Annotated in this window: 22 protein-coding genes; 20 read left to right on the top strand and 2 right to left on the bottom strand. The window is 72.4% G+C overall.

Annotation, left to right across the window (positions count from 1 at the left end; genetic code table 11):
- Nucleotides 1-302 precede the first annotated feature (302 nt).
- The 4 genes from infC to ACFQW6_RS19975 all read left to right on the top strand — a co-directional run bounded on the left by infC (nucleotide 303) and on the right by ACFQW6_RS19975 (nucleotide 2,575).
- Entirely contained in the window at nucleotides 303-986 is a 684-nt protein-coding gene (gene infC, locus ACFQW6_RS19990) for a translation initiation factor IF-3 (RefSeq protein WP_378549751.1), read from the top strand.
- Between the two features lie 127 nt (nucleotides 987-1,113).
- On the top strand, nucleotides 1,114-1,326 hold the full coding sequence (locus ACFQW6_RS19985; protein WP_090971167.1) for a 50S ribosomal protein L35: 213 nt from the start codon (nucleotides 1,114-1,116) through the stop codon (nucleotides 1,324-1,326).
- Between the two features lie 74 nt (nucleotides 1,327-1,400).
- Nucleotides 1,401-1,787, top strand: a complete 387-nt coding sequence (gene rplT, locus ACFQW6_RS19980) for a 50S ribosomal protein L20 (protein ID WP_378549681.1) — start codon at nucleotides 1,401-1,403, stop codon at nucleotides 1,785-1,787.
- A gap of 8 nt (nucleotides 1,788-1,795) precedes the next feature.
- Entirely contained in the window at nucleotides 1,796-2,575 is a 780-nt protein-coding gene (locus tag ACFQW6_RS19975; RefSeq protein ID WP_378549678.1) for a TrmH family RNA methyltransferase, read from the top strand.
- Between the two features lie 3 nt (nucleotides 2,576-2,578).
- Here ACFQW6_RS19975 and ACFQW6_RS19970 read toward each other — a convergent pair whose 3' ends face one another.
- Nucleotides 2,579-3,553, bottom strand: a complete 975-nt coding sequence (locus ACFQW6_RS19970) for a helix-turn-helix transcriptional regulator (protein WP_378549675.1) — start codon at nucleotides 3,551-3,553, stop codon at nucleotides 2,579-2,581.
- A 79-nt stretch (nucleotides 3,554-3,632) separates the two neighbouring features.
- On the opposite strand from ACFQW6_RS19970, the gene ACFQW6_RS19965 reads away from it, so the two are divergent.
- The 7 genes from ACFQW6_RS19965 to pheT all read left to right on the top strand — a co-directional run bounded on the left by ACFQW6_RS19965 (nucleotide 3,633) and on the right by pheT (nucleotide 13,376).
- A complete protein-coding gene (locus ACFQW6_RS19965) occupies nucleotides 3,633-4,751 on the top strand; it encodes an epoxide hydrolase family protein (protein ID WP_378549672.1) in 1,119 nt (372 codons plus the stop codon).
- Between the two features lie 37 nt (nucleotides 4,752-4,788).
- On the top strand, nucleotides 4,789-5,067 hold the full coding sequence (locus tag ACFQW6_RS19960) for a DUF4031 domain-containing protein (RefSeq protein ID WP_378549669.1): 279 nt from the start codon (nucleotides 4,789-4,791) through the stop codon (nucleotides 5,065-5,067).
- A gap of 23 nt (nucleotides 5,068-5,090) precedes the next feature.
- A complete protein-coding gene (locus ACFQW6_RS19955) occupies nucleotides 5,091-6,179 on the top strand; it encodes an ATP-binding protein (protein WP_378549666.1) in 1,089 nt (362 codons plus the stop codon).
- A gap of 73 nt (nucleotides 6,180-6,252) precedes the next feature.
- Nucleotides 6,253-6,975 carry a response regulator transcription factor gene (locus tag ACFQW6_RS19950; protein ID WP_378549663.1) on the top strand — a complete coding sequence of 241 codons (723 nt, stop codon included), beginning with the start codon at nucleotides 6,253-6,255 and terminating at the stop codon, nucleotides 6,973-6,975.
- Nucleotides 6,972-9,605 (top strand): DUF4153 domain-containing protein, encoded by a 2,634-nt coding sequence (locus ACFQW6_RS19945; protein WP_378549660.1) that lies wholly within the window; start codon nucleotides 6,972-6,974, stop codon nucleotides 9,603-9,605. Before ACFQW6_RS19950 ends, ACFQW6_RS19945 begins: the two co-directional genes overlap by 4 nt.
- A 155-nt stretch (nucleotides 9,606-9,760) precedes the next feature.
- Nucleotides 9,761-10,873, top strand: coding sequence for a phenylalanine--tRNA ligase subunit alpha (gene pheS, locus ACFQW6_RS19940; RefSeq protein WP_378549657.1), 1,113 nt, complete (start codon nucleotides 9,761-9,763; stop codon nucleotides 10,871-10,873).
- A gap of 16 nt (nucleotides 10,874-10,889) precedes the next feature.
- Entirely contained in the window at nucleotides 10,890-13,376 is a 2,487-nt protein-coding gene (pheT, locus tag ACFQW6_RS19935; protein WP_378549654.1) for a phenylalanine--tRNA ligase subunit beta, read from the top strand.
- A gap of 95 nt (nucleotides 13,377-13,471) precedes the next feature.
- Here the strand turns inward: pheT and ACFQW6_RS19930 are convergent, their stop codons facing one another.
- Entirely contained in the window at nucleotides 13,472-14,287 is an 816-nt protein-coding gene (locus tag ACFQW6_RS19930) for a maleylpyruvate isomerase family mycothiol-dependent enzyme (RefSeq protein WP_378549651.1), read from the bottom strand.
- A 91-nt stretch (nucleotides 14,288-14,378) separates the two neighbouring features.
- On the opposite strand from ACFQW6_RS19930, the gene argC reads away from it, so the two are divergent.
- The 9 genes from argC to ACFQW6_RS19885 are packed head-to-tail and all read left to right on the top strand — an operon-like array spanning nucleotide 14,379 to nucleotide 23,639.
- On the top strand, nucleotides 14,379-15,407 hold the full coding sequence (argC, locus tag ACFQW6_RS19925) for an N-acetyl-gamma-glutamyl-phosphate reductase (RefSeq protein ID WP_378549648.1): 1,029 nt from the start codon (nucleotides 14,379-14,381) through the stop codon (nucleotides 15,405-15,407).
- The gene (argJ, locus tag ACFQW6_RS19920) at nucleotides 15,407-16,558 is read left to right on the top strand and encodes a bifunctional glutamate N-acetyltransferase/amino-acid acetyltransferase ArgJ (protein ID WP_378549645.1); all 1,152 of its coding nucleotides are present in this window, start codon (nucleotides 15,407-15,409) and stop codon (nucleotides 16,556-16,558) included. The genes argC and argJ overlap by 1 nt, the downstream gene beginning before the upstream one ends.
- 8 nt (nucleotides 16,559-16,566) lie before the next feature.
- A complete protein-coding gene (gene argB, locus ACFQW6_RS19915) occupies nucleotides 16,567-17,505 on the top strand; it encodes an acetylglutamate kinase (RefSeq protein WP_378549642.1) in 939 nt (312 codons plus the stop codon).
- A complete protein-coding gene (locus tag ACFQW6_RS19910; RefSeq protein WP_378549640.1) occupies nucleotides 17,502-18,692 on the top strand; it encodes an acetylornithine transaminase in 1,191 nt (396 codons plus the stop codon). The genes argB and ACFQW6_RS19910 overlap by 4 nt, the downstream gene beginning before the upstream one ends.
- Entirely contained in the window at nucleotides 18,689-19,615 is a 927-nt protein-coding gene (gene argF, locus ACFQW6_RS19905; protein ID WP_378549637.1) for an ornithine carbamoyltransferase, read from the top strand. The genes ACFQW6_RS19910 and argF overlap by 4 nt, the downstream gene beginning before the upstream one ends.
- A gap of 5 nt (nucleotides 19,616-19,620) precedes the next feature.
- Complete coding sequence (locus ACFQW6_RS19900; RefSeq protein ID WP_378549634.1) at nucleotides 19,621-20,202, top strand: arginine repressor; 582 nt, start codon at nucleotides 19,621-19,623, stop codon at nucleotides 20,200-20,202.
- Nucleotides 20,199-21,635: an argininosuccinate synthase gene (argG, locus tag ACFQW6_RS19895; RefSeq protein ID WP_378549631.1), complete on the top strand. Its 1,437-nt coding sequence runs from the start codon at nucleotides 20,199-20,201 to the stop codon at nucleotides 21,633-21,635. Before ACFQW6_RS19900 ends, argG begins: the two co-directional genes overlap by 4 nt.
- Complete coding sequence (argH, locus tag ACFQW6_RS19890) at nucleotides 21,635-23,089, top strand: argininosuccinate lyase (RefSeq protein ID WP_378549628.1); 1,455 nt, start codon at nucleotides 21,635-21,637, stop codon at nucleotides 23,087-23,089. Before argG ends, argH begins: the two co-directional genes overlap by 1 nt.
- Nucleotides 23,073-23,639, top strand: a complete 567-nt coding sequence (locus ACFQW6_RS19885; protein WP_378549625.1) for a DNA-3-methyladenine glycosylase — start codon at nucleotides 23,073-23,075, stop codon at nucleotides 23,637-23,639. Before argH ends, ACFQW6_RS19885 begins: the two co-directional genes overlap by 17 nt.
- Nucleotides 23,640-23,933: the final 294 nt, after the last annotated feature.

The following is a 23,933-nucleotide window of genomic DNA, read 5'->3' as shown; positions in this document are numbered from 1 at the left end:
TCCGCTAACCTTCTGTGTTGACCGATCAGTGACACCACGCTTCACGGTGACACCGATCTCGCCAAGCGGAGGCACGCACCACCGTCTCCCACCCGCATCGACCGCCCAGCACCACAGGTCGTCGGGTCCCGGTCCAGAGCCACCACCGTCGCGAGACGGAGGTGGACACCTCAGTTTCCCCGAGAGGGGAGACGTGTCGTGACTGGCTCCCGCTTGGCAACAGCGGGAGCCATTGTCCATTTTCCGGCACACCAGTCGGGCCGGGCGAGGGACTCCCTTCCACCCGAACCACTGGAGGACCCATCAGCACCGAGCTGCGCATCAACGACCGGATCCGCGTACCCGAGGTCCGGCTCGTAGGACCCAACGGCGAGACCGTTGGCATCGTGCCGACCGACCAGGCACTCAAGCTGGCCGTGGAGGCCGACCTCGACCTCGTCGAGATCGCGCCCCAGGGACGCCCCCCGGTCTGCAAGCTCATGGACTACGGCAAGTTCAAGTACGAGAACGCCCAGAAGGCCCGCGAGTCGCGGCGCAACCAGACGAACGTGATCATCAAGGAGATGAAGCTTCGTCCCAAGATCGACAAGCACGACTACGAGACCAAGAAGGGTCACGTCGTGCGATTCCTGGGTGCCGGCGACAAGGTCAAGATCACGATCATGTTCCGCGGCCGCGAGCAGCACCGCCCCGAGCTGGGCTTCCGGCTGCTCCAGAAGCTGGCCGAGGACGTGCAGGAGCTGGGCTTCGTCGAGTCCTCGCCCAAGCAGGACGGCCGCAACATGACGATGGTCCTCGGTCCGCACAAGAAGAAGGCCGACGCCAAGATCGACGCCGACGCTGCCCGCGCCACCAAGGAGCAGGCACGTGCGGACCGCAAGGCCGAGGAGGACGCCGAGCGCGAGGCCGCTCACCTCGCCGGCCCGGTCGCGCAGAAGAAGGAGCGCGGTCGCTCCGAGAACCTCGATCCTGAGATCGAGGCCTGAGAGCAAGGCTTGAGCGAAGCGAAGGCCTCGCTCGAGCAGGTCGCGGCGAAGCCGTGACAACGACCCCAGCGCCGGGTCGCGCACCCCGAACCCCGAACCACACGTACAAGGAAGTTGAGGCAGACACATGCCGAAGAACAAGACCCACTCGGGCGCGAAGAAGCGCTTCAAGGTGACCGGCTCGGGCAAGATCATGCGTCTGCAGGCCGGCCGCAAGTCCGGCGCTGCGTTCGCGTCCGCGCCGACGACGGGCAGCCGCAAGAAGCACCGCCGCAACGCCGGCATGGTCGAGCTCGAGAAGGGCGACGTCGCACGCGCCAAGAAGATGCTCGGCATCTGAGCCTCACCCACCGCACCACCCTGGTGGCTCAGCCGCCGTCCGTCTGACTTTCCCCTGCAACAAGGAGTAGCACCATGGCACGCGTCAAGCGCGCAGTGAACGCCCAGAAGAAGCGTCGTACCACCCTCGAGCGCGCCAGCGGTTACCGCGGCCAGCGCTCGCGCCTCTACCGCAAGGCCAAGGAGCAGGTCACCCACTCCCTGGTCTACAGCTACAACGACCGGCGCAAGAACAAGGGCAACTTCCGCAAGCTGTGGATCCAGCGCATCAACGCTGCGGCCCGCGCCAACGGGATGACCTACAACCGCTTCATCCAGGGCCTCGGCCTGGCCGGCATCGAGGTCGACCGCAAGATCCTCGCCGAGCTCGCCGTCAACGACGCGCCGGCCTTCACCGCGCTCGTCGAGGCCGCCAAGGCCGCGCTGCCCGAGGACGTCAACGCGCCCAAGGTCTCCGCCTGAAGCCACGCATGAGCACTCCACTGACGGTCGGGAACACCCGCGTCAAGGAGGCTCGCAAGTTGAGCCGTCGCTCGGTACGCACCGAGCGGCGGCTCTTCCTCGCTGACGGCCCGAAGGCCGTCGAGGGGGCGCTGTCCGTCGCCGGGTGCGTCGTCGAGGTCTTCGCGACCCCGCACGCGGCGGAGCAGCACGCCGACCTGCTGGGCGCCGCGCCGGTGACCCTTGTCGACGACCGGGCGCTCGCGTCGCTGTCGGACTCCGTGTCACCAGCCGGCGTGGTGGCCGTGTGCCGGCCGGTCGACGCGCCCCTGGCCCACGTCGTGGCCGCCGCTCCTCGCCTGCTGGCCATCTGCGCCGACGTGCGCGACCCGGGCAACGCCGGCACGGTCATCCGCACGGCTGACGCTGCCGGTGCCGACGGCGTCGTGCTGGCCGGGCAGTCCGTCGACGCCTACAACGTCAAGACCGTCCGGGCGAGCGTCGGCAGCCTGTTCCACCTGCCCCTCGCCCTCGAGCCGGACCCTGCGGCCGCGGTCCGGTCCGCGCAGCAGCGCGGGCTGACCGTGCTCGCGGCCGACGGCGCCGGCGAGGTCGACCTGTTCGACGCCGACCTGTCCGGGCCGACGGCCTGGCTGTTCGGCAACGAGGCGTGGGGCCTGCCCGAGGAGCTGGCCGCGCTGGCCGACCACCGCGTCGCCATCCCGATCCACGGCCGGGCGGAGAGCCTGAACCTGTCCACCGCCGCGGCCGTGTGCCTCTACGCCAGCGCGCGCGCCCAGCGCTCCTGACGGCTACCCGCCGGGGACGGCGGCGGCGTACCTCGTCGCGAGGGTGCGCAGGTGCGCCACCAGCTCGGGCGGCTCGTCGACGTGGAAGTCCAGACCGAGCATGCCGATCCACACTGCGACCATCTCCACGCTGTCTGCCCCCGTGACGAGCACGCAGTGCTCGTCGTCGACGGTCTCGACCACGCCGACGGTCGGATTGATCCGCCGCAGCACCTCCTCGGCGGGCGCGTCGACCGCGATCCGGCAGTGCACGGTCCACCCAGAGAACGCCACGTCACGCAGCACGAACGCGGCGTAGTCGCCGCCGTCGAGCGGCTCGGGGGAGAACCGTCCGGCGCCCGGGATCCGCAGCTCCAGCCAGTCCGCCCGCAGGGCCCGCCACCGCCCGTCGGGTCGAATGCGCACGACGACGTACCAACGCTCCTGCCAGCTCACGAGGCGGTAGGGGTCGCACTCCAGCCGCTCCTCGGCCCCGCCGCCGGGTCGGTGGAACAGGCGCAGGCCCTCCCGGTCGCGGATCGCCGTGGCGAGGTCCGCGAGCAGTGCGACGTCGACGGGTGGCGCCTCCACGTTGGTGCCGGTGTTGGCCGGGCCGACGTCGGTGCTCTCGGTCAGCGCCCGCACGCGCCGCCACAGCCGGTCGGGCAGCACGTGCTCCAGCTTGGCGAGGGCGAGCGCTCCGGCCTCCTCGATGCCCCGCACGGCGGACACGCTGCCGAGGCCGACTGCGACTGCGACGGCCTCGTCGGCCTCGAGCAGCAGCGGCGGGAGGCGTCCGTGGTCGCCGAGGCGGTAGCCGCCGGCGGCGCCACGGACGGCCTCGACGGGGTAGCCGAGCTCGCGCAGGCGCTCGACGTCCTTGCGCACGGTGCGCTCGCCGACGCCGAGGAGCGCGGCCAGCTCGGGCCCGGTCGCCGTCCTCCGCACCTGCAGGTGGCCAAGGAGGGCGAACAGCCGGGAGGACGTCTGGAGTGCCATGGACCCACCTCGAGATCGGTGGTGGAGAGCCCGAAAAATCAGGGCCGATCCGTGCCGGATTGCTTCCTACCGTACCTCCATGACCACTCACCAGAACACCAGCCAGACCCTCTCCTTCCGACCCTTCACGGTGTCCGTCGAGCAGTCCGCGATCGACGACCTGCATGCCCGCCTGGCCCACACCCGCTTCGCCGCCGAGCCGGCCGACACCGCGGGGACCGACGACTGGTCCGGCGGCACGCCGGTGTCGTACCTGAAGGGCATGGTCGAGCACTGGCGCGGCAGCTTCGACTGGCGTGTCCAGGAGGAGCGGATGAACGCCTACCCGCAGTTCCTGACCGAGATCGACGGGCAGACGATCCACGTCGTGCACGTGCGCTCGTCGAACGAGGACGCGACCCCGCTGCTGTTGCTCCACACCTATCCCGGCTCGTTCGTCGACTTTCTCGACCTCGTCCCGCACCTGACCGACGAGTTCCACCTCGTGATCCCCACGATCCCCGGCGTCGGCTTCAGCCAGCCGCTCACCGACGGCGCCTGGGACTCCGCCCGGAACGCCCGCGCGTGGGACCGGCTGATGCGCGCGCTCGGCTACCCGTCGTACGGCGCGCACGGCTCCGACAACGGCGCGGTCGTCGCGCGCGAGCTCGCGATGCTGGCTCCGGAGGGCTTCCTCGGCGCCCACGTCCTCCAGCTGTTCTCCTTCCCGTCCGGCGACCCGGCGGAGTTCGAGCGGATGACGCCGGCCGACCACGCGGCGCTCGAGTTCGCCGGCTGGTTCCAGACGGTCAACGGCTACGCGACGATGAACGCCTCCCGCCCCCGCACCATCGCGGCCGCGCTCAGCGACTCGCCGGTCGGCCAGCTCGCGTACAACGAGCTCTTCGAGAGCTTCGGGAACGGCACGTCGCGGGTCACGCGCGACCAGGTGCTGACCCAGGTCAGCCTCTACTGGTTCACGAACAGCAGCGGTGGCGCCGTGCAGGCCTACCGCGCGGAGCAGGCGGTCGAACCGCGGGTCAACGAGGGCCGGATCGGGGTCGCGGTCTTCGCCGACGACTTCCGCTCGATGCGGCCGTTCGCGGAGCGCGACAACACCGCCATCGTGTCGTGGACCGAGCACCCCGAGGGTGGCCACTTCGCCTCGATGGAGGTCCCCGAGGAGCTGGCCCGGGCGATCCGCGGCTTCTACGCCTGACGCCGAAGGCCGGCCGGCCGGCTAGCCTCCTTCGTCAATGATCCTCATCGACCCACCTGCCGTGGCGAGGTGGGACCGGCTCTGGTCCCACCTCGCCAGCGACACCTCCTACGACGAGGTGCATGCGTTCGCCGCCGCCCACGGCGTGCCTGCTCGCGGCTGGGACCGCGACCACTACGACGTCCCCGCCGACGCGTACGACGCCCTGGTGGCCGCGGGAGCGGTCCCGGTCACCTCGCGCGAGATCGTCGCGGCGCTGCGCGCAGCCGGTCTGCGCCGGCCCAAGGCGGTGGCGCGTGACCACGGCGACCGGTAGGCGCGCCGACTAGGGTTCGAGGCGTGTCAGACGACGACTACGCCCCGCGCCACCGGGTGGACGCCGCCCGCCCCAGCAGGCTGCGTGCGCTCGCTGACTTCTACCCCGACGGGATCCTGGGGGCGAGCCGCCAGGGCGTGGTGACGATCCTCAACGCCCAGGGGGCCTCGCTGCTCGGCGTCGACGCCGAGGAGGCCAGGGGGCTGCCCCTGCCCGACGTGCTGCGGCTGCTCGACCAGGACGGTCGGACCTGGCTCGACGTCAACCGGCCCTTCGACGCCATCTCGATCACCCGCGGCGTGCCCGAGCAGTCGTGGCTCAACGCCTCCGGCGACGAGGTGCTCACCACGGCGCGCATGGTGCGGGAGGGCCCGCTCGGACAGGTCGTGGGCATCGCCATCGGGCTGCGCAGCGGCCGCGGGCGGGCGCGGCTCGACCGCGAGCGGTCCGACCTCGTCGCCACCGTCGCCCACGAGCTGCGGTCACCGCTGACGGGCGTCAAGGGCTTCGTGCAGGCGCTGCTCAACCGGTGGGACAAGCTCACCGACGACCAGCGCAAGCTGATGCTCGAGACGGTCAACGCTGACGCCGACCGGCTCGCCCGCCTCATCGCCGAGCTGCTCGACGTGGCCCGCATCGACACCGGTCGCCTCCAGCTCTACCCGCGCGAGGTCTCGTCCGAGGTGCTCGTGCGACGAGTCGTGGACTCCATCGAGGCCGGCACCGCCCGCGGCATCAGCCTCGACGTCGAGCCGGACCTGCCGGAGGTGTTCGCCGACCCCGACAAGTTCACCCAGGTCGTCACCAACCTCGTCGAGAACGCCGTCCGGCACGGGCAGGGTCAGGTGCGGGTCCGGCTCGCCCTCTCCGAGTCCCTCGACGGCGTCCGGATCACGGTGGACGACGAGGGTGACGGCATCCCGGCCGAGCTGCGCCGGCGCGTCTTCACGAAGTTCTGGACCACCGGCGACTCGGGCGGAAGCGGCCTCGGGATGTACATCGTCGGCGGCCTGTCGCGGGCGCACGGCGGCTGGGTGACCATCGACGACGCCCCGGGCGGGGGCGCCCGGGTCATGGTCGACTGGCCGCGCGAGGACCTGCGCCCGGACTGACGGGCCGCGACCTCCACACAACCTTCACGAGTCGTCCCCGCCGTCGACCCGTCCGTCCTCCTAGGGTCGTGGCATGACCTCCCGCACGCCCGCCACGTCCAGGCCGAGGACCGCCCTGGTGGTGGAGGACGAGCGCACGATCAACGACGCCCTTGCGCAGCGGCTGCGCGCCGAGGGCTACGTCGTCGAGCAGGCCTTCGACGGACCGTCAGCGGTCGAGCGGGCCGCTGCGGTGCGTCCCGACGTCGTGCTACTGGACGTGATGCTGCCGGGGTTCGACGGACTCGAGGTCTGCCGCCGCGTCCAGGCCGCACGGCCCGTGCCGGTGCTGATGCTGACCGCACGCGACGACGAGGCCGACGTGCTCGTGGGGCTGGGGGTCGGCGCCGACGACTACCTGACCAAGCCGTTCTCCATGCGTGAGGTCGTCGCCCGCGTCGCTGCGCTGCTGCGTCGCGTGGAGCGGGCGGCGGCGCTGGCGGATGAGCGACCCGCCGCCATCGAGGTCGGCGGCGTGCGGATCGACCCCGGCTCCCGGCGTACGACGGTCGCAGGCGAGGCCGTGCACCTCACCCCGACCGAGTTCGACCTGCTGCTGTGCCTGGCGCGGGCGCCCGGCCAGGTCCTCAGCCGCGAGCGGCTGCTGCGCGAGGTCTGGGACTGGGGCGACGCCTGGGCCAGTGCGAGCGCGACCCGCACCGTCGACAGCCACGTCAAGGCGCTGCGCAGCAAGGTGGGTGCGTCGCGGATCCGCACCGTGCACGGCGTCGGCTACGCCCTCGAGGACCTTGCATGAGCGCCTGGTTCGACGCCGTGTCCAGCCTCAAGGCCAAGCTCGGGCTGCTGGTGATCGCATCGGTCGTCACCGCGGTCCTGCTGACCCTGCTGGGCTCCGCCGCCGACGTCTCGCCCCTGCTCGTGCTGCCGGTGAGCGTCGCGCTCGCGCTGGGCGTGACGCAGCTGCTGGCCGCCGGCATGGTCGCGCCGCTGCGGCGGATGACCGAGGTGTCGCGAGCGATGGCGCGCGGCGACTACAGCGGGCGCGTGCGCACGTCGGCGACCGACGAGGTCGGCCAGCTCGCCACCGCCTTCAACCGGATGGCGGAGGACCTCGCGAGGGTCGACCGCGAGCGGCGCGACCTGATTGCCACCGTGTCCCACGAGCTGCGGACGCCGCTCACGGCCATGACCGCCCTGCTCGAGAACCTCGCCGACGGCGTGGTGCCCGCCGACTCCCAGCACCTCGGCGCCGCGCTCGAGGAGGCCCAGCGCCTGGGCCGGCTGGTCGAGGACCTGCTCCAGCTCTCCCGCCTCGAGGCGGGAGTGGTCGACCTGGACCGCCAAGACGTGGCGCTGGCCGCGCTCGTCGAGGACGTCGTCGCCCAGGTGCGCGCCACCGGCCGGACGCGCGACGTCGCGATGGACGTCGCCGGCGACCTCGTGGTCGCCGGTGACCCGGCCCGGCTGCGCCAGCTGCTGGTCAACGTGGTGGACAACGCGGCGCGCCACGCGCCCGCCGAGACGTCCGTCCGCATCACCGCCGGGGACGCCGGGACCGACAGAGCGGACACCGCCGGCTCGTGGTGGTTGGAGGTGGTCGACGCCGGCGGGGGAGTCGCGCCGGAGGACCGGGAACGCGTCTTCGAGCGCTTCGGGACTGACGGTGCCGGGGGGACCGGCCTCGGGCTCGCCGTGGCCCGGTGGGTGGCCCAGCTCCACGGGGGGTCCCTCCGCTTCATCGACCCCGAAGAGGGGCATGGCGCCCGGATCCGGCTCGAGGTCCCCGGCCGGCGCGCCACCACCGGCCCCACCTCGCCGACCCCTGTCCCGTCCGCCGTCCCGTCCGCCGTCCGTGCCGCCGTCCCGCCTACCGTCGAGGTGCCGGAGACGACCCCGCGGCCGCAGTCCGGCCTGGACGCCGTGTTCGGTCGCTTCTGGCCCGACCGCGCCGCACCGCACGGGCTCCGGACCGTCGTCGCCGCGGCAGGGGCCGGGCTCGTTGCGGGCATCGCCCTGTCGTTCACCGCGGTCGGCATCACCTGGACGCTGGTCGCGTTGACGTGCGGTGCGGCCGCGCTGGCCACCGCCCGTCGGCGACGCGAGCCGTGGACCCTCCTCTGCGCAGCACTGGCCGTGCTGCTCGTGCTGCCGATGACCCTGCGGGCCGCCTGGTGGGTGCAGATGCTGGGGCTCGTCGTGGCGGCCGCCGTGTTCCTCTGCGGCGTCACCGGAGCGCGCACGCTTCCCGGCATCCTGCTGTCCGGGATGGCGTGGCCGCTCGCGTCGCTGCGCGGCCTGCCGTGGTTCGGCCGGTCCCTCCGGATCGCCGGCACCGGGTCGCGCACCCCGGCCGTGGTGCGTACGACGGTGTGGTCGCTCTTGGGTCTCGCTGTCTTCGGCACCATCTTCGCCAGCGCCAACCCGGTCTTCGGGTCCTGGGTCGACCAGCTCGTGCCCAACCTGACCTTCAACGACCTCGTCGGACGCGCGTTCCTGGCCTGCTTCGTCTTCGCCGTCACCCTCGGCGCCGCCTACCTCGCGCTCAACCCCGCCGACGTCGAGGTGCTGGGCAGGCGCCGGCCCACGGCGCTCGCCAACCGCTTCGAGTGGCTCGTGCCGGTGCTCGTCGTCGACGCCGTGTTCCTCGCCTTCATCGCCGCGCAGGCACGGGCGCTGGTCGGCGGACGCGACTACATCGAGGCCACGACCGGGCTGACGTACGCCGACTACGTCCACCAGGGCTTCGGTCAGCTCACCCTGGCCACGGCCCTGACGGTGCTGGTCGTGTGGATCGCCTCGCGGCGCGCCGGCGACGGCGTCGAGGACCGCCGCTGGATGCGCGGCTCGCTCGGACTGCTCTGCGTCCTCACGCTGCTGGTCGTCGCATCCGCCCTGCGTGGCATGTCGGTCTACCAGGACGCGTACGGCTTCACCACGCTGCGGCTCTTCGTCGACGTCTTCGAGGGGTGGCTCGGCTTCGTCGTGCTCGCGATCATGGTCGCCGGCGCCGTCGGACGCGGTGCCTGGCTCCCGCGCATCGCGCTCGTGTCCGGGGCGGTCGCGCTCGTCGGCCTGGCCGCGATCAACCCCGACGCCTGGGTCGCCGGACGCAATCTCGACCGCTACGACGCCACTGGCAAGCTCGACCTCCGCTACCTCCAGGACCTCTCCGCCGACGCGACGCCGGTGATCGCGGAGCGGCTGCCGCCGGAGGTCTCCCGCTGCGTGCTCGAGCAGCTGCCGGACAACGAGATGCGCGCCGAGGCCCTCGACGACCCCCGCGCGTGGAACCTGGGCCGCAGCCGAGCCGAGGGTCCGCTCACCGACCTGGGCCTGCTGCCGGCCGGGGAGCAGGCGGCGTCCGACGTCGGGACGAGCGTCCCGGTCGACGAGTGCAGTGACGTCTGGGCCGCCTTCGGGGAGTAGCATCCCCACCGTGGACACGAGCCGACGATTTCTGCGCCCCGGACCTGGTCCGTCGGGTAGCTGACGTCACCGGGTCCGGGGAGTCCCCGTCCGACCCGACGCTCATCCACTTCTAGACTCTGCGGCGAACTGCTGTCGCCGCGCGAAAGGGAGCCATGTCCGGCCCCAACACCGACTACGACCCCGTCGAAGTGACCCCGCTCAAGGCCGACCAGGTCGAGGCGATGCGCGAGGCGGCGCTGACCGCGATCGCGGACGCCGCCGACCTCGACGCCCTCAAGCAGGTCCGGCTCGACCACGCAGGTGACCGCTCGCCGCTCGCCCTCGCCAACCGCGAGATCGGCGCCCTGCCGCCGCAGGCGCGCAAGGAGGCCGGGCAGCGCGTCGGCCAGGCCCGCGGCGCCGTCAACCAGGCCATCGCCGCCCGCCAGGCCGTGCTGGAGGCGGAGCACGAGGAGCGGATGCTGGTCGAGGAGACCGTCGACGTCTCCCTGCCGACGACCCGCCGCCGCCGCGGCGGCCGGCACCCGCTGACCCTGCAGTCCGAGCTCATCGCCGACCTCTTCGTGGCCATGGGCTACGAGGTGGCCGAGGGCCCGGTCGTCGAGGCCGAGTGGCTCAACTTCGACGCCCTCAACCTCGGGCCCGACCACCCGGCGCGCACCATGCAGGACACCTTCTGGACCGAGCCGGCCGAGGACCACGTCGTGCTGCGCACCCAGACCTCGCCCGTCCAGGCGCGCACGATGCTGACCCGCGAGCCACCCATCTACGTCGTCTGCCCGGGCCGCGTGTTCCGCACCGACGAGTACGACGCCACCCACTCGCCGATGTTCCACCAGGTCGAGGGCCTCGTGGTCGACGAGGGCATCACCATGGCGCACCTCAAGGGCACGCTCGACCACTTCGCGTCCCAGCTGTTCGGCGACGGGATCACCACGCGGTTCCGGCCGTCCTACTTCCCGTTCACCGAGCCGTCGGCCGAGGTCGACGTGCTGTGCTTCGTGTGCCGCGGCACGGGTGTCGACGAGGGGGGCTCCGCGTCGTGCCGCACCTGCCGCGGCGAAGGCTGGATCGAGTGGGGTGGCTGCGGCGTGGTCAATCCCCGCGTCCTGGTGGCCTGCGGCGTGGACCCCGAGGTCTACAGCGGCTTCGCCTTCGGCATGGGCATCGACCGGTCGTTCATGTTCCGCCACGACCTGGAGGACCTGCGTCCGCTCTTCGAGGGCGACGTCCGGTTCAGCAGCGCGTTCGGCACCGAGATCTGAGAGGGGAGAACGAGCGATGAAGGCACCCCTGTCCTGGATCCTGGACCTCGTCGACGTACCTGCCGGCACCACCACCGAGGAGATCACCGACCGGCTCACGCTGACCGGCCTCAAGCTCGAGGCGATCGTCAGCCCCGGCCGCGAGATCACCGGCCCGCTGGTGATCGGCCGGGTCCTCACGATGGAGCCGGAGCCGCAGAAGAACGGCAAGACCATCAACTGGTGCACCGTCGACGTCGGGAGCGCCAACGGCACCGGTGAGCCGCAGGGCATCGTCTGTGGCGCCCACAACTTCGAGCCGGGCGACCTCGTCGTCACGGTCCTTCCCGGCGGCGTGCTGCCGGGCGGGTTCGAGATCGGCGCCCGCAAGACCTACGGCCACCTCTCCGCCGGGATGATCTGCTCGGCCCGCGAGCTCGGCCTCGGCGAGGACCACGACGGCATCATCGTGCTGCCACCGGACGCCGGCGAGCCCGGCCAGGACGTCCGTGCGGTGCTCGGCCTCGACGAGGAGGTCATCGAGCTCGAGGTGAACCCCGACCGGGCCTACGCCCTGTCCCTGCGCGGCATCGCCCGCGAGGTCCTCGTCTCCGTCGACGGGGCGAGCGGCTTCCGTGACCCGGCGCTGCGCGACACCCCGGCAGCCAACGACGAGGGCCACCCCGTGGTCGTCGAGGACGCTGAGGGGTGCCCGGTGTTCGTGGCGCGGCGGGTCGACGGGTTCGACCCCGCGGCCACGACGCCGGACTTCATGGTCCAGCGCATCACGGCGGCCGGGATGCGACCCATCTCGCTCGCGGTCGACGTCACGAACTACGTGATGCTCGAGACCGGCCGCCCGATCCACGGCTACGACGCCGACCGGCTGCAGGGCGCGATCGTCGTACGCCGGGCGCGCGAGGGCGAGAAGCTCACGACCCTCGACGGCACCGCCCGCACGCTCGACCCCGGCGACCTCGTCGTCACCGACGACTCCGGGATCATCGGCCTCGGCGGCGTGATGGGCGGGGAGACCACCGAGATCTCCGGCACGACCACGTCCGTCCTCGTCGAGGCGGCCCACTGGGACGCGGTGTCGATGTTCCGCACCGGTCGCCGGCACAAGATCACCTCCGAGGCAGGCAAGCGCAACGAGCGCGGTGTCGACCCCACCATCTGCGAGGCGGCCGCCGACCGTGTCGTCGAGCTGCTCGTCGAGCACGGCGGTGGCACGGCCCACCCGGGCGTCACCGTCGTCGGGACCCCGCCGGCCATGCCGGTCGTCGAGGTCGCGGGCGACCTGGCCGCCCGTGTCTCGGGGATGCCGATCACCGAGGAGCAGTCGGTCGCGTGCCTGCGTGCCGTCGGCTGCGAGGTCGACGGCTCCGGCACCCTGTCGGTCACCCCACCCCCGTGGCGTCCCGACCTCACCGACGCCCAGGACTTCTCCGAGGAGGTCGTCCGGCTCGTCGGCTACGACAAGGTGCCCTCGGTCCTCCCCACGCCTCCGTCCGGTCGCGGCCTCACCCGCCCGCAGCAGCTGCGGCGCCGGATCGGGCGCACGCTCGCCGGTGAGGGCTTCGTCGAGGTGGTGACCTTCCCGTTCGTCGGCGAGTCCGATCTCGACGCGCTGGGCCTGCCGGCCGAGGACCCGCGCCGCGACCTGCTGCGGCTGTCCAACCCGCTCAACGCCGAGGCCGGCTTCATGACCTCGACCCTCCTGCCGGGCGTGCTGCGCGCGGCGGGCAAGAACGTCGGGCACGGCACCACGGACCTCGCGATCTTCGAGACCGCCACCGTCACGCTCCCGCGTCACGCCGGCCCGGCCCCGATCCTGCCGGTCGACCGCCGCCCGACCGAGGCCGAGCTCGAGGCCCTCGACGCCGCGCTGCCCGCCCAGCCCCTCCACCTCGCGCTCGTCGGTGCAGGTGACGCGGTGTCCGGCGGCTGGTGGGGCGAGGCCGGGCCCTTCTCGTGGGCCGACGCCGTCGAGGCCGTACGAGCGGTCGCGGCATCGCTCGGCCTCGAGGTCAGTGCCGCGGCCACGGAGGTCGCGCCGTGGCACCCCGGTCGCTGCGCCGAGCTGACGGTCGACGGCGAGGTCATCGGCCATGCCGGCGAGGTGCACCCCACGGTGTGCCAGGCGTTCGGCCTGCCAAAGCGCACCGTCGCCGCCGAGGTCGACCTCGACCTGCTGATCGCGCGCGCGGTGCACCTCCGCACGGCGCCGACGTTCTCGTCCTACCCGGTCGCGAAGGAGGACGTCGCGCTCGTCGTCGACGCCGCCGTGCCGGCCGCCGACGTCGAGTCCGCGCTGCGCGAGGGCGCCGGCGAGCTCCTCGAGTCGATCCGGCTCTTCGACGTCTACACCGGCGACCAGGTCGGCGAGGGAAGGAAGTCCCTCGCCTACGCCCTGCGCTTCCGCGCGATCGACCGGACCCTCAAGGAGGGCGAGGCGTCTGCGGCCCGCGACGCCGCCGTCGCGCTGGCAGCGGAGCGCACCGGCGCCGTGCAGCGCGCCTGACCCACCTCCGCCGCGACACTCCCGCACGACACTGGCCCTTGAGTCTCCTGGAGACTCAAGGGCCAGTACGTCGTCTCAGCCCACCGGTTGTCGCCTCAGTTGATCGGCGACGCCACGATCGCCGCGAACCGCTCGAGCACGTCCCGGTCCCCGGCGGTCGAGATGTCGGCGTCGTCGCCGCGGTTCCAGAGCCAGAGGTCGAGCGCCGCCGCCGGCCCGTCGACGACCACGTCCGGCTCGACGTCGGCGTCGTCCGGCGCCGGCACGACGTGGAAGTCCTCCTCGTCAGCGTACGACGTCCCGCTGTCGGGATCGGTGCCCGAGAAGATCCCGAAGCGGAGCCAGAACGACTCGCTGGTGTCGGTGACGTCGACGCGTACCAAACCGTCGCCGGGCTCCCAGGACCCCCAGGGAGGCATCCCGCCGTACATCACGTCGAGGCACTCGTGCACCCCGTCGGCCGCCAGCCGCGGGTCGAGCTCGCTGGCGACCCCGGCGGCCTGCTCCGCGTCGACGCGGTGCACCAGCGCCTCGTGCGCCTGCCGGCGGAGGATGAAACCGACCGTGTGGTCGTCCGACCAGTTCCACGCCTCCTCCTGCGGGTCCGCTCCGTCGAGCGCCGCGGCCAGGCCGGCCGACCACTCGTCGTAGGCGCGCACCAGGTCGTCGTACGCCTCCGGGCGGGGCGGGTCGATCTCCTCCGGCTGCTCGGGCCTCGCCGTCAGCACCTCGGTCCACCACCGCTGCACCGTGGCGAGGTGCCACAGCAGGTCGGCGGCGTCCCAGTCGGGACAGGCCGGGACCCGGGCCGCCGGGTCGCAGGCGGCGAGCACGTCGCGGAAGCGGGCGGACTCCGCGCGCAGGTGGTCGAGGTAGACGTCGGGGGACAGGCGGGTGTGGAGTGAGGTCATCCGGGCACCGTAAGGGAGGGGACCGACGCTCCGCCTCGCCTTATCGGACCCCAGGCGGCGCATACATGCAGTCCAATGTATAGTCATGCAAATGACCGCAACAGTCGCCGTCGCCGGAGCCAGTGGGTACGCCGGGGGAGAGGTCCTCCGCCTCCTCCTGGGCCACCCGGGTGTCGAGGTGGGTGCGGTGACCGCGGGTGCCAACGCCGGTGAGCGGCTAGGTTCCCTCCAGCCGCACCTGGTCCCGCTGGCCGACCGGGTGCTGGACGAGACGACGGTCGACACCCTGGCGGGGCACGACGTCGTGGTCCTGGGGCTCCCGCACGGCCAGTCCGCAGGGATCGCCCGGGCGCTCGGCGACGACACCGTCGTGATCGACTGCGGCGCCGACTTCCGCCTCACCGACGCAGGGGAGTGGCAGACGTTCTACGGCGGAGAGCACGCCGGCTCGTGGCCCTACGGACTCCCGGAGCTGCCCGGTCAGCGGGAGCTGCTCCGCGGCGCCCGGCGGATCGCCGTGCCGGGCTGCTACCCGACCGTCTCGACGCTCGCGGCCGTCCCCGCCCTCGCGGCCGGCCTGGTCGAGCCCGACGTCACCGTCGTCGCCGCGTCCGGCACGAGCGGCGCAGGCAAGTCGGCGAAGCCCCACCTGCTCGGCAGCGAGGTGATGGGCAACGCCAGCGCCTACGGCGTCGGCGGCACTCACCGCCACACGCCCGAGATCGTCCAGAACCTCAGCGCCGTGCACGGGGGGCCGGTGAGGGTCGGCTTCACGCCCCTGCTCGTGCCGATGTCCCGCGGCATCCTCGCCACCGTGCAGGCGCCCCTGCTCGACGGCGTCACCCCGGACCAGGTCCGCGACGCCTACGCCACGGCGTACGACACCGAGCCGTTCGTGCACCTGCTCCCCGAGGGCCAGTGGCCGCAGACCCAGTCGGTGCTCGGCTCCAACGCCGTGCAGGTGCAGGTCGCGGTCGACGAGCGCGTACGACGACTCGTGGCGGTGGCCGTGGTCGACAACCTGGCCAAGGGCACCGCCGGCGCCGCCGTCCAGTGCATGAACCTCGCCCTTGGCCTCGACGAGGCCGCCGGGCTCACCACGATCGGAATCGCCCCCTGATGTCAGTCACCCACCCCAGCGGTTTCACGGCCGCCGGCGTCGCGGCCGGGCTCAAGTCCACCGGCGCCAAGGACCTCGCCCTGGTCGTCAACCACGGACCCGCCTTCGACTCCGCCACGGTCTTCACCGCCAACCGCTGCAAGGCCAACCCCGTGCTCTGGAGCCAGGAGGTCGTCAAGGACGGCACCGTCAAGGCGGTCGTCCTCAACTCCGGGGGCGCCAACTGCTACACCGGTCCCGAGGGCTTCCAGACCACCCACGCCGTGGCGGAGAAGGTCGCCGAGGGCCTCGGCATCGGCGCCATCGACGTCGTCGTCTGCTCCACCGGCCTGATCGGCCTCGTCAACGACCGCGACGACCTCCTGGCCGGCGTCGAGGCGGCGAGCGCGGCGCTGTCCCCCGACGGGGGCACCAGCGCCGCCGAGGCGATCATGACCACCGACTCGGTCAGCAAGAACACCGTCGTCGAGGGCGCCGGCTGGTCGATCGGCGGGATGGCCAAGGGTGCGGGGATGCTCGCCCCGCAGCTGGCCACCATGCTGGTCGTCCTGACCACCGACGCCGTCGTGCCCGCCGCCGACCTCGACGCCGCCCTCCGCGCTGCCACCCGGGTCAGCTTCGACCGACTCGACTCCGACGGCTGCATGTCCACCAACGACACGGTCACCGTCATGGCCAGCGGCGCCAGCGGCATCACCCCCACGCCCGAGGACTTCACCGCCGCGCTCACGCAGGCCTGCACCGACCTCGCGATGCAGTTGCTCAAGGACGCCGAGGGCGCCGACCACGAGATCGCCATCACCACCCTCCACGCCGCGTCGGAGGAGGAGGCGGTCGAGGTGGGCCGCAGCGTCGCTCGCAGCAACCTGTTCAAGGCCGCCGTCTTCGGCAACGACCCCAACTGGGGTCGGGTGCTCGCCTCCATCGGCACGACGCAGGCGAAGTTCGACCCCGCCGACCTCGACGTCGCGATGAACGGGGTGTGGGTGTGCCGGCAGTCCACCCCCGCCGAGGACCCGGCGGGCGTCGACCTCACCGGCCGCGAGGTGAGCGTGACCATCGACCTCAAGTCCGGCGACGCCCGCGCCACCGTCTGGACCAACGACCTCACCCACGCCTACGTCCACGAGAACAGCGCCTACAGCTCATGACCCAGCCCATGCCCGAGACCGTCCAGAACCCGCGCCGGCCCGACCCGGCCAAGGCCCGCACGCTGGCCGCGGCCCTGCCGTGGCTCAAGCGCTACCACGGCCGCACGATCGTCGTGAAGTACGGCGGAAACGCGATGACCGACGAGTCCCTCAAGGTCGCCTTCGCCGAGGACATCGCCTTCCTGCGCTTCGCCGGCTTCAAGCCCGTCGTCGTGCACGGCGGCGGCCCGCAGATCTCCCGGATGCTCGACAGGCTCGGCATCGAGTCGGAGTTCCGCGGCGGCCTGCGGGTGACCACGCCCGAAGCGATGGACGTCGTCCGGATGGTGCTCGTCGGCCAGGTGCAGCGCGAGCTGGTCGGCCTCATCAACCAGCACGGCGCACTGGCGGTCGGCCTGTCGGGGGAGGACGCCGGGCTCTTCCGCGCCGTCCCCACGAGCACGGTCGTCGACGGCGCGGAGGTCGACCTGGGCCTCGTCGGCGAGGTCGCCGAGGTGCGGCCCGAGGCGGTCCTCGACCTCATCGAGGCCGGCCGGGTGCCGGTCGTCAGCTCGGTCGCGCCCGACGTCGACGGCCAGGTCCACAACGTCAACGCGGACACCGCCGCCGCCGCCCTCGCGGTCGCGCTGGGAGCCGAGAAGCTGCTGGTCCTCACGGACGTCGAGGGCCTCTACCGCGACTACGGCAACTCCGACGACCTGATCCAGGAGATCAGCCCCGAGGCGCTCGGCGAGATGCTGCCGTCCCTCGACGCGGGAATGGTCCCCAAGATGCGTGCCTGCTACGAGGCCGTCACCGGCGGCGTGCCCCGCGCCACGGTCGTCGACGGCCGCGAGCCCCACTCCGTGCTGCTCGAGATCTTCACCGACGAGGGGGTCGGCACCCAGGTGCTCCCGGGCGTCGCCACGCGGATGCGCAAGCCCTACCCGACGGAGGACGCGTCATGAGCATCCAGGACCGCTACACCGGCGCCGTGATGAACACCTTCGGCCCGCCCGTGCTGGCCCTCGCCCGCGGGGAGGGAGCGCACGTGTGGGACGCCGACGGCAAGGAGTACGTCGACCTGCTCGGCGGTATCGCCGTCAACGCCCTCGGCCACGCCCACCCCGCCCTCGTCGAGGCCGTCGCCACCCAGCTCCGCACGCTCGGCCACGTCTCCAACTTCTTCGCCACCGAGCCGCAGGTCGCCCTGGCCGAGCGCCTCGTCGGCCTCCTCGGCTGGTCCGAGGACGCGCGTGTGTTCTTCAGCAACTCCGGCACCGAGGCCAACGAGGCCGCGCTCAAGCTCACCCGCCGGACCGGCCGCACCCGGCTCGTCGCCGCCGAGGGCTCCTTCCACGGCCGCACCATGGGCGCGCTGGCCCTCACGTCCAAGGCCGCGTACCGCGAGCCTTTCGAGCCCCTGCCGGGCGACGTCACCTTCGTCCCGTACGACGACGTGGCCGCGCTCGAGGCCGCCGTCGACGAGACCGTCGCCGCGGTCGTCCTCGAGCCGCTCCAGGGGGAGGCCGGGGTCGTCGTGCCGTCCGCGGACTACCTCGCCGCCGCCCAGCGGATCGCCCACGACCACGGCGCCCTGCTCTGGCTCGACGAGGTGCAGACCGGCGTCGCCCGGACCGGCGCGTGGTTCGCCCACCAGCTGCTCGAGGGCGTGCAGCCCGACGTCGTCACGCTCGCCAAGGGCCTCGGCGGCGGCATCCCCATCGGCGCGACCGTGGCCCGCGGCGACGCGGCGACGCTGCTCCAGCCCGGCAACCACGGCACCACCTTCGGCGGCAACCCGGTCGCCACGGCGGCCGCCCTCGCGGTCCTCGACACGATCGAGGCCGATCGCCTGATGGACGCCGCCGTCGAGCGGGGCGCCCAGCTCGAGGCGCTCCTGCGCAAGCAGACCGGCGTCGTCGAGGTGACCGGTGCCGGCCTCATGCGCGGCGCCGAGCTCGACGGCCCCTACGCCACGCACGCTGTGGCCGCCGGGCGCGAGGCCGGTTTCATCCTCAACGCCACCGGTCCGACACGGCTGCGGTTCGTGCCGCCGCTGGTGATCACCGCCGCCGACCTCGACGCCCTCGACGCGGCCCTGCCCCACGTCCTCGACACCGCCCGCGACGCCGCACAGGAGCCCACTCCATGACCCGCCACTTCCTCCGTGACGACGACCTGTCGCCCGCTGAGCTGCTCGAGGTCCTCGACCTGGCCGACCGGATGAAGGCGGAGCCGTTCGACCACAAGCCGCTCGCCGGTCCGCGGACGGTCGCGCTGGTCTTCGACCGCCCGACCCTGCGCACCCAGGTGTCGTTCGCCGCCGGCATCGCCGAGCTGGGCGGCAACCCGATGACGGTCGACGGCGGCCTGGCTGCGATGGGGTCCCGCGAGGGCGTCGAGGACGTCGCGCGCATCCTCGGCCGCCAGGCCGCGGCGGTCGTGTGGCGCACCGCCCACCAGGGCGACGTCGTCACCATGGCGGCGTACGCCGGCGTGCCGGTGCTCAACGCGCTCACCGACGAGTTCCACCCCTGCCAGCTCCTCGCCGACCTGCAGACCGTGCGCGAGCACAAGGGCAGGCTGGCCGGGATCCGGGTCGCGTTCGTCGGCGACGGCGCCTGCAACATGGGCAACTCGTGGGTCCTCGCCGGCGCCTCCGCCGGCATGCACGTCGTCGTCGGCGCGCCCGAGGGGTTCACGCCCGACTCCCATGTCGTCGCGAGGGCGCGCGAGATCGCGCAGGGCACCGGCGGCTCCATCGAGCTCACGTCCGACCCGGTCGAGGCGGTCGGCGGCGCCGACGTCGTGGTCACCGACTCGTGGGTCAGCATGGGGCGCGAGGAGGAGTCCGAGGAACGGCTGCGGATCTTCCCGCCCTTCGGCGTCACCGAGGACCTGCTCACCCACGCCGCCCCCGACGCGATCGTCATGCACTGCCTGCCGGCCTACCGCGGCAAGGAGATCTCCGAGGAGGTCATCGAAGGGCCGCACTCGGTCGTCTGGGACGAGGCGGAGAACCGCCGGCACGCCCAGAAGGCGGTACTGACCTGGCTGCTGGAGCGATCATCGTGAGCGCCATGACCCCGCTGACGAAGAGCGCCCGGCACCAGCGGATCATCGACATCGTGACGGCCCACCCGGTGCACTCCCAGACCGAGCTCGCCGACCTCCTCGGCGACCACGGCGTCCGCGTCACCCAGGCCACGCTGAGCCGCGACCTCGTCGAGCTCGACGCGGTCAAGGTGCGCGACACCGACGGCGCCCTCGTCTACGCCGTGCCGGGTGAGGGCGGCGACCGCAGCGTCTCCGCGCCCCGCGAGACCGCGGCCGGCCGTGACCGGCTGGCCCGCCTGTGCGCCGAGCTGCTCGTCAGCGCCGAGGCCAGCGCCAACCTGGTCGTGCTCCGCACCCCTCCCGGTGCCGCGCAGTTCCTCGCCAGTGCCTTCGACAAGGCCGACCTCGGCGACATCCTCGGCACCATCGCCGGCGACGACACCCTGCTCGTCATCGGCCGCGACCCTGCGGGCGGCGACGCCCTGGCCCAGCGGTTCCTCGACCTGGCCAACGACGTCCGCCACGGCTCGAGCCCCGCCTCCAGCCTCTCGCACACCACCCCTGACTCCAGCCCGAACTCCAGCTCTGCAAAGGACTCCCAGTGAGCAAGGTCCTCACCTCCCTCCCGGTCGGCGAGCGCGTCGGCATCGCGTTCTCCGGCGGCCTCGACACCTCGGTGGCGGTTGCCTGGATGCGCGACAAGGGCGCGGTGCCGTGCACGTACACCGCCGACATCGGCCAGTACGACGAGCCCGACATCTCCGGCGTACCGTCCCGGGCCCTGCAGTACGGCGCCGAGCTGGCGCGAGCGGTCGACTGCCGCGCGTCGCTGGTCGAGGAGGGTCTCGCGGCGCTGGCGTGCGGTGCCTTCCACATCCGCTCCGGCGGCCGGGTCTATTTCAACACCACGCCGTTGGGGCGCGCGGTCACCGGCATGATGCTGGTGCGGGCCATGCACGCGGACGACGTCGACATCTGGGGCGACGGCTCGACCTTCAAGGGCAACGACATCGAGCGGTTCTACCGCTACGGCCTGCTCGCCAACCCCGAGCTCCGCATCTACAAGCCGTGGCTCGACGCCGACTTCGTCACCGAGCTCGGCGGCCGCCACGAGATGAGCGCCTGGCTCACCGAGCGCGACCTGCCCTACCGCGACAGCCAGGAGAAGGCGTACTCCACCGACGCCAACATCTGGGGCGCCACCCACGAGGCCAAGACCCTCGAGCACCTCGACGTCTCGCTCGAGACGGTGGAGCCGATCATGGGCGTGAAGTTCTGGGACCCCGCGGTCGCGATCGAGACCGAGGACGTGACCATCCGGTTCGACCAGGGCCGGCCGGTCGCCATCAACGGCGAGACGTACGCCGACGCGGTGCAGCTCGTGCTGCGGGCCAACGAGGTCGGCGGCCGCCACGGCCTCGGCATGTCCGACCAGATCGAGAACCGCATCATCGAGGCCAAGTCGCGCGGCATCTACGAGGCCCCCGGCATGGCGCTGCTCTTCATCGCCTACGAGCGGCTCCTCAACGCCGTCCACAACGAGGACACGATCGCCAACTACCACTACGAGGGCCGTCGCCTCGGCCGCCTGCTCTACGAGGGTCGGTGGCTCGACCCGCAGGCGCTGATGATGCGGGAGGCGATCCAGCGCTGGGTCGCCTCCCTGGTCACCGGTGAGGTCACCCTGCGCCTGCGCCGCGGAGAGGACTACACCGTGCTGGCGACCGACGGGCCGGCCTTCTCCTACCACCCGGACAAGCTGTCCATGGAGCGCACGGACAACGCCGTCTTCGGGCCGACCGACCGGATCGGGCAGCTCACCATGCGCAACCTCGACATCGCCGACTCACGCAGCAAGCTGGAGCTCTACGCCATGCAGCCGCAGGACCAGGGCCACGTCCTGGTCGAGAACGGCAACCTCTTCGGCGAGATCGAGCCCGGGGGAGCCGACCGGATCGCCACGCCCGGCGCGGGCGAGGGCGACTCGCTCGACGACGAGGCGCTCGACCACGCCGCGATGGACGTCGGGAACGACTGATGCCCGACGCCACCCAACCGTCCACGCAGGGCACGACCAACGAGGGCTCCTTGTGGGGCGGACGCTTCGCGAGCGGACCCTCACCAGAGCTCCAGGAGCTGTCGCGGTCGACCCACTTCGACTGGCAGCTGACGCCCTACGACCTCGCCGGGTCGCGGGCGCACGCCAACGCCCTGCACCGCGCCGGGCTGCTCACCGATGCAGACCACGCAGAGCTGCTGCGCGGGCTGTCGGTGCTGGGGGAGCGGTACGACGCCGGCGAGCTGGTCCCCGCGCCCACCGACGAGGACGTCCACGGCGCCCTCGAGCGGCTGCTGCTCGACGAGGTCGGGGCCGTGGTCGGCGGCCGGCTCCGGGCGGGTCGCTCGCGCAACGACCAGGTGGCGACGCTCTTCCGGGCGTACCTGCGCGACCACGCGCGCTCGATCGCGGGCCTGGTGCTCGACCTGGTCGACGTGCTCGCAGGGCAGGCGGGGAAGCACCTCACCCCGGGCCAGGAGAGCGTCATGCCCGGGCGCACGCACCTCCAGCACGCCCAGCCCGTGCTCCTGTCACACCACCTGCTCGCCCACGCGTGGCCGCTGCTGCGCGACGTCGAGCGGCTGCGCGACTGGGACGCGCGGGTGGCGGCCGACTCGCCGTACGGCTCCGGGGCCCTCGCCGGACAGACGCTCGGCCTCGACCCGGAGGCGGTCGCGGCGGAGCTGGGGTTCACCGGCTCGTCGGCCAACTCCATCGACGGCACGTCGTCGCGTGACTTCGCCGCCGAGCTCGCCTTCGTCACCGCCCAGGTGGGCGTCGACCTCTCCCGCCTCGCCGAGGAGGTCATCCTCTGGACGACCCGGGAGTTCGACTTCGCGACGCTGCACGACTCGTGGTCGACGGGGTCGAGCATCATGCCGCAGAAGAAGAACCCGGACATCGCCGAGCTGGCGCGCGGCAAGTCCGGGCGGCTGATCGGCAACCTGTCCGGGCTGATGGCTACCCTCAAGGGCCTCCCGCTGGCCTACAACCGCGACCTGCAGGAGGACAAGGAGCCGGTCTTCGACTCGGTCCGCACGCTCGAGGTGCTGCTGCCCGCCATGACCGGCATGGTCGCGACCCTCACCTTCAACGGCCCGCGGATGGCCGAGCTCGCCCCGCAAGGCTTCTCGCTCGCGACCGACGTCGCCGAGTGGCTGGTGCGCGAGGGCGTGCCGTTCCGTGACGCCCACGAGGTCGCCGGTGCGTGCGTACGCCGCTGCGAGGAGCTCGGTTGCGACCTGCCCGACCTCACCGACGAGCAGCTGGCCGGGATCTCGCCGTCCCTGACGCCGGAGGTCCGCACGGTCCTGACCGTCGAGGGATCTGTCGCCTCGCGCTCCGGTCGCGGCGGCACGGCACCGGACCGCGTCCGCCAACAGCTCGACCAGGTACGTACGGCGACCATCGGGCACCGTGACCGCCTGGGCTGAGGGCGACCCCCTCGAGGTGGCACCCCGCCTGCTCGGCGCGGTCCTCACCCACGGCGGCGTCTCGGTGCGCCTCACGGAGGTGGAGGCGTACGCCGGCCCGCTCGACCCGGGCTCTCACGCGCACCGCGGCCGGACGGCCCGCAACGCGGTGATGTTCGGCCCTCCCGGCCGGCTCTACGTCTACTTCGTCTACGGGATGCACCACTGCGCCAACCTGGTCACCGGCCCCGAAGGCGACCCCGGCGCCGTGCTCCTGCGCGCGGGCGAGGTGGTCGCCGGGCTCGACATCGCCCGGGAGCGCCGCCCCGCGAGCCGTGACCGCGACCTCGCCCGGGGCCCGGCCCGGCTGTGCCGGGTGCTCGGCATCGACCTCGCGGACAACGGGATCCGTCCCGACCTGGTGCCGGGGGAGCCGGTGGCCCAGATCAGCACCGGGCCGCGGGTCGGGCTCCGGCTCGCAGCAGAGCGTCCGTGGCGGTTCTGGATCACCGACGACCCCACCGTCAGCACGTACCGTCCGGCGGCTCCGCGTCTCGCCGCAGGCCGCTGACCTGCGCTTATGCATCACGGGCACCCCCGGTTTTGCATGGTCCGCGAGGAGGGTCTAATGTTCTTCCTGTCGCCGCAAGCGGCGCCGCCTCCTGGCCAGAAGGTCAGCTGAAGCGGAGACCAGCTGCGACCACACCGAAGTGCCGAACTCGCCAGTTTGACGGTGAGAGAAGCGCCCGGTAAGTTTCTGCAGGTTGCCCCGCGACCGGACCGGCCCAGCCGGCGAGGATCGGGTGCGTCTGATTCTTGAGAACTCAACAGTGTGTTTGATTAGTCGACGAATTAGTTTGTTTTG

Source organism: Nocardioides sp. GCM10028917 (assembly GCF_042666175.1).
GTDB lineage: Bacteria > Actinomycetota > Actinomycetes > Propionibacteriales > Nocardioidaceae > Nocardioides.
The sequence above is the reverse complement of the archived record's forward strand: the minus strand, read 5'-3'. Positions and strand labels throughout refer to the sequence as shown.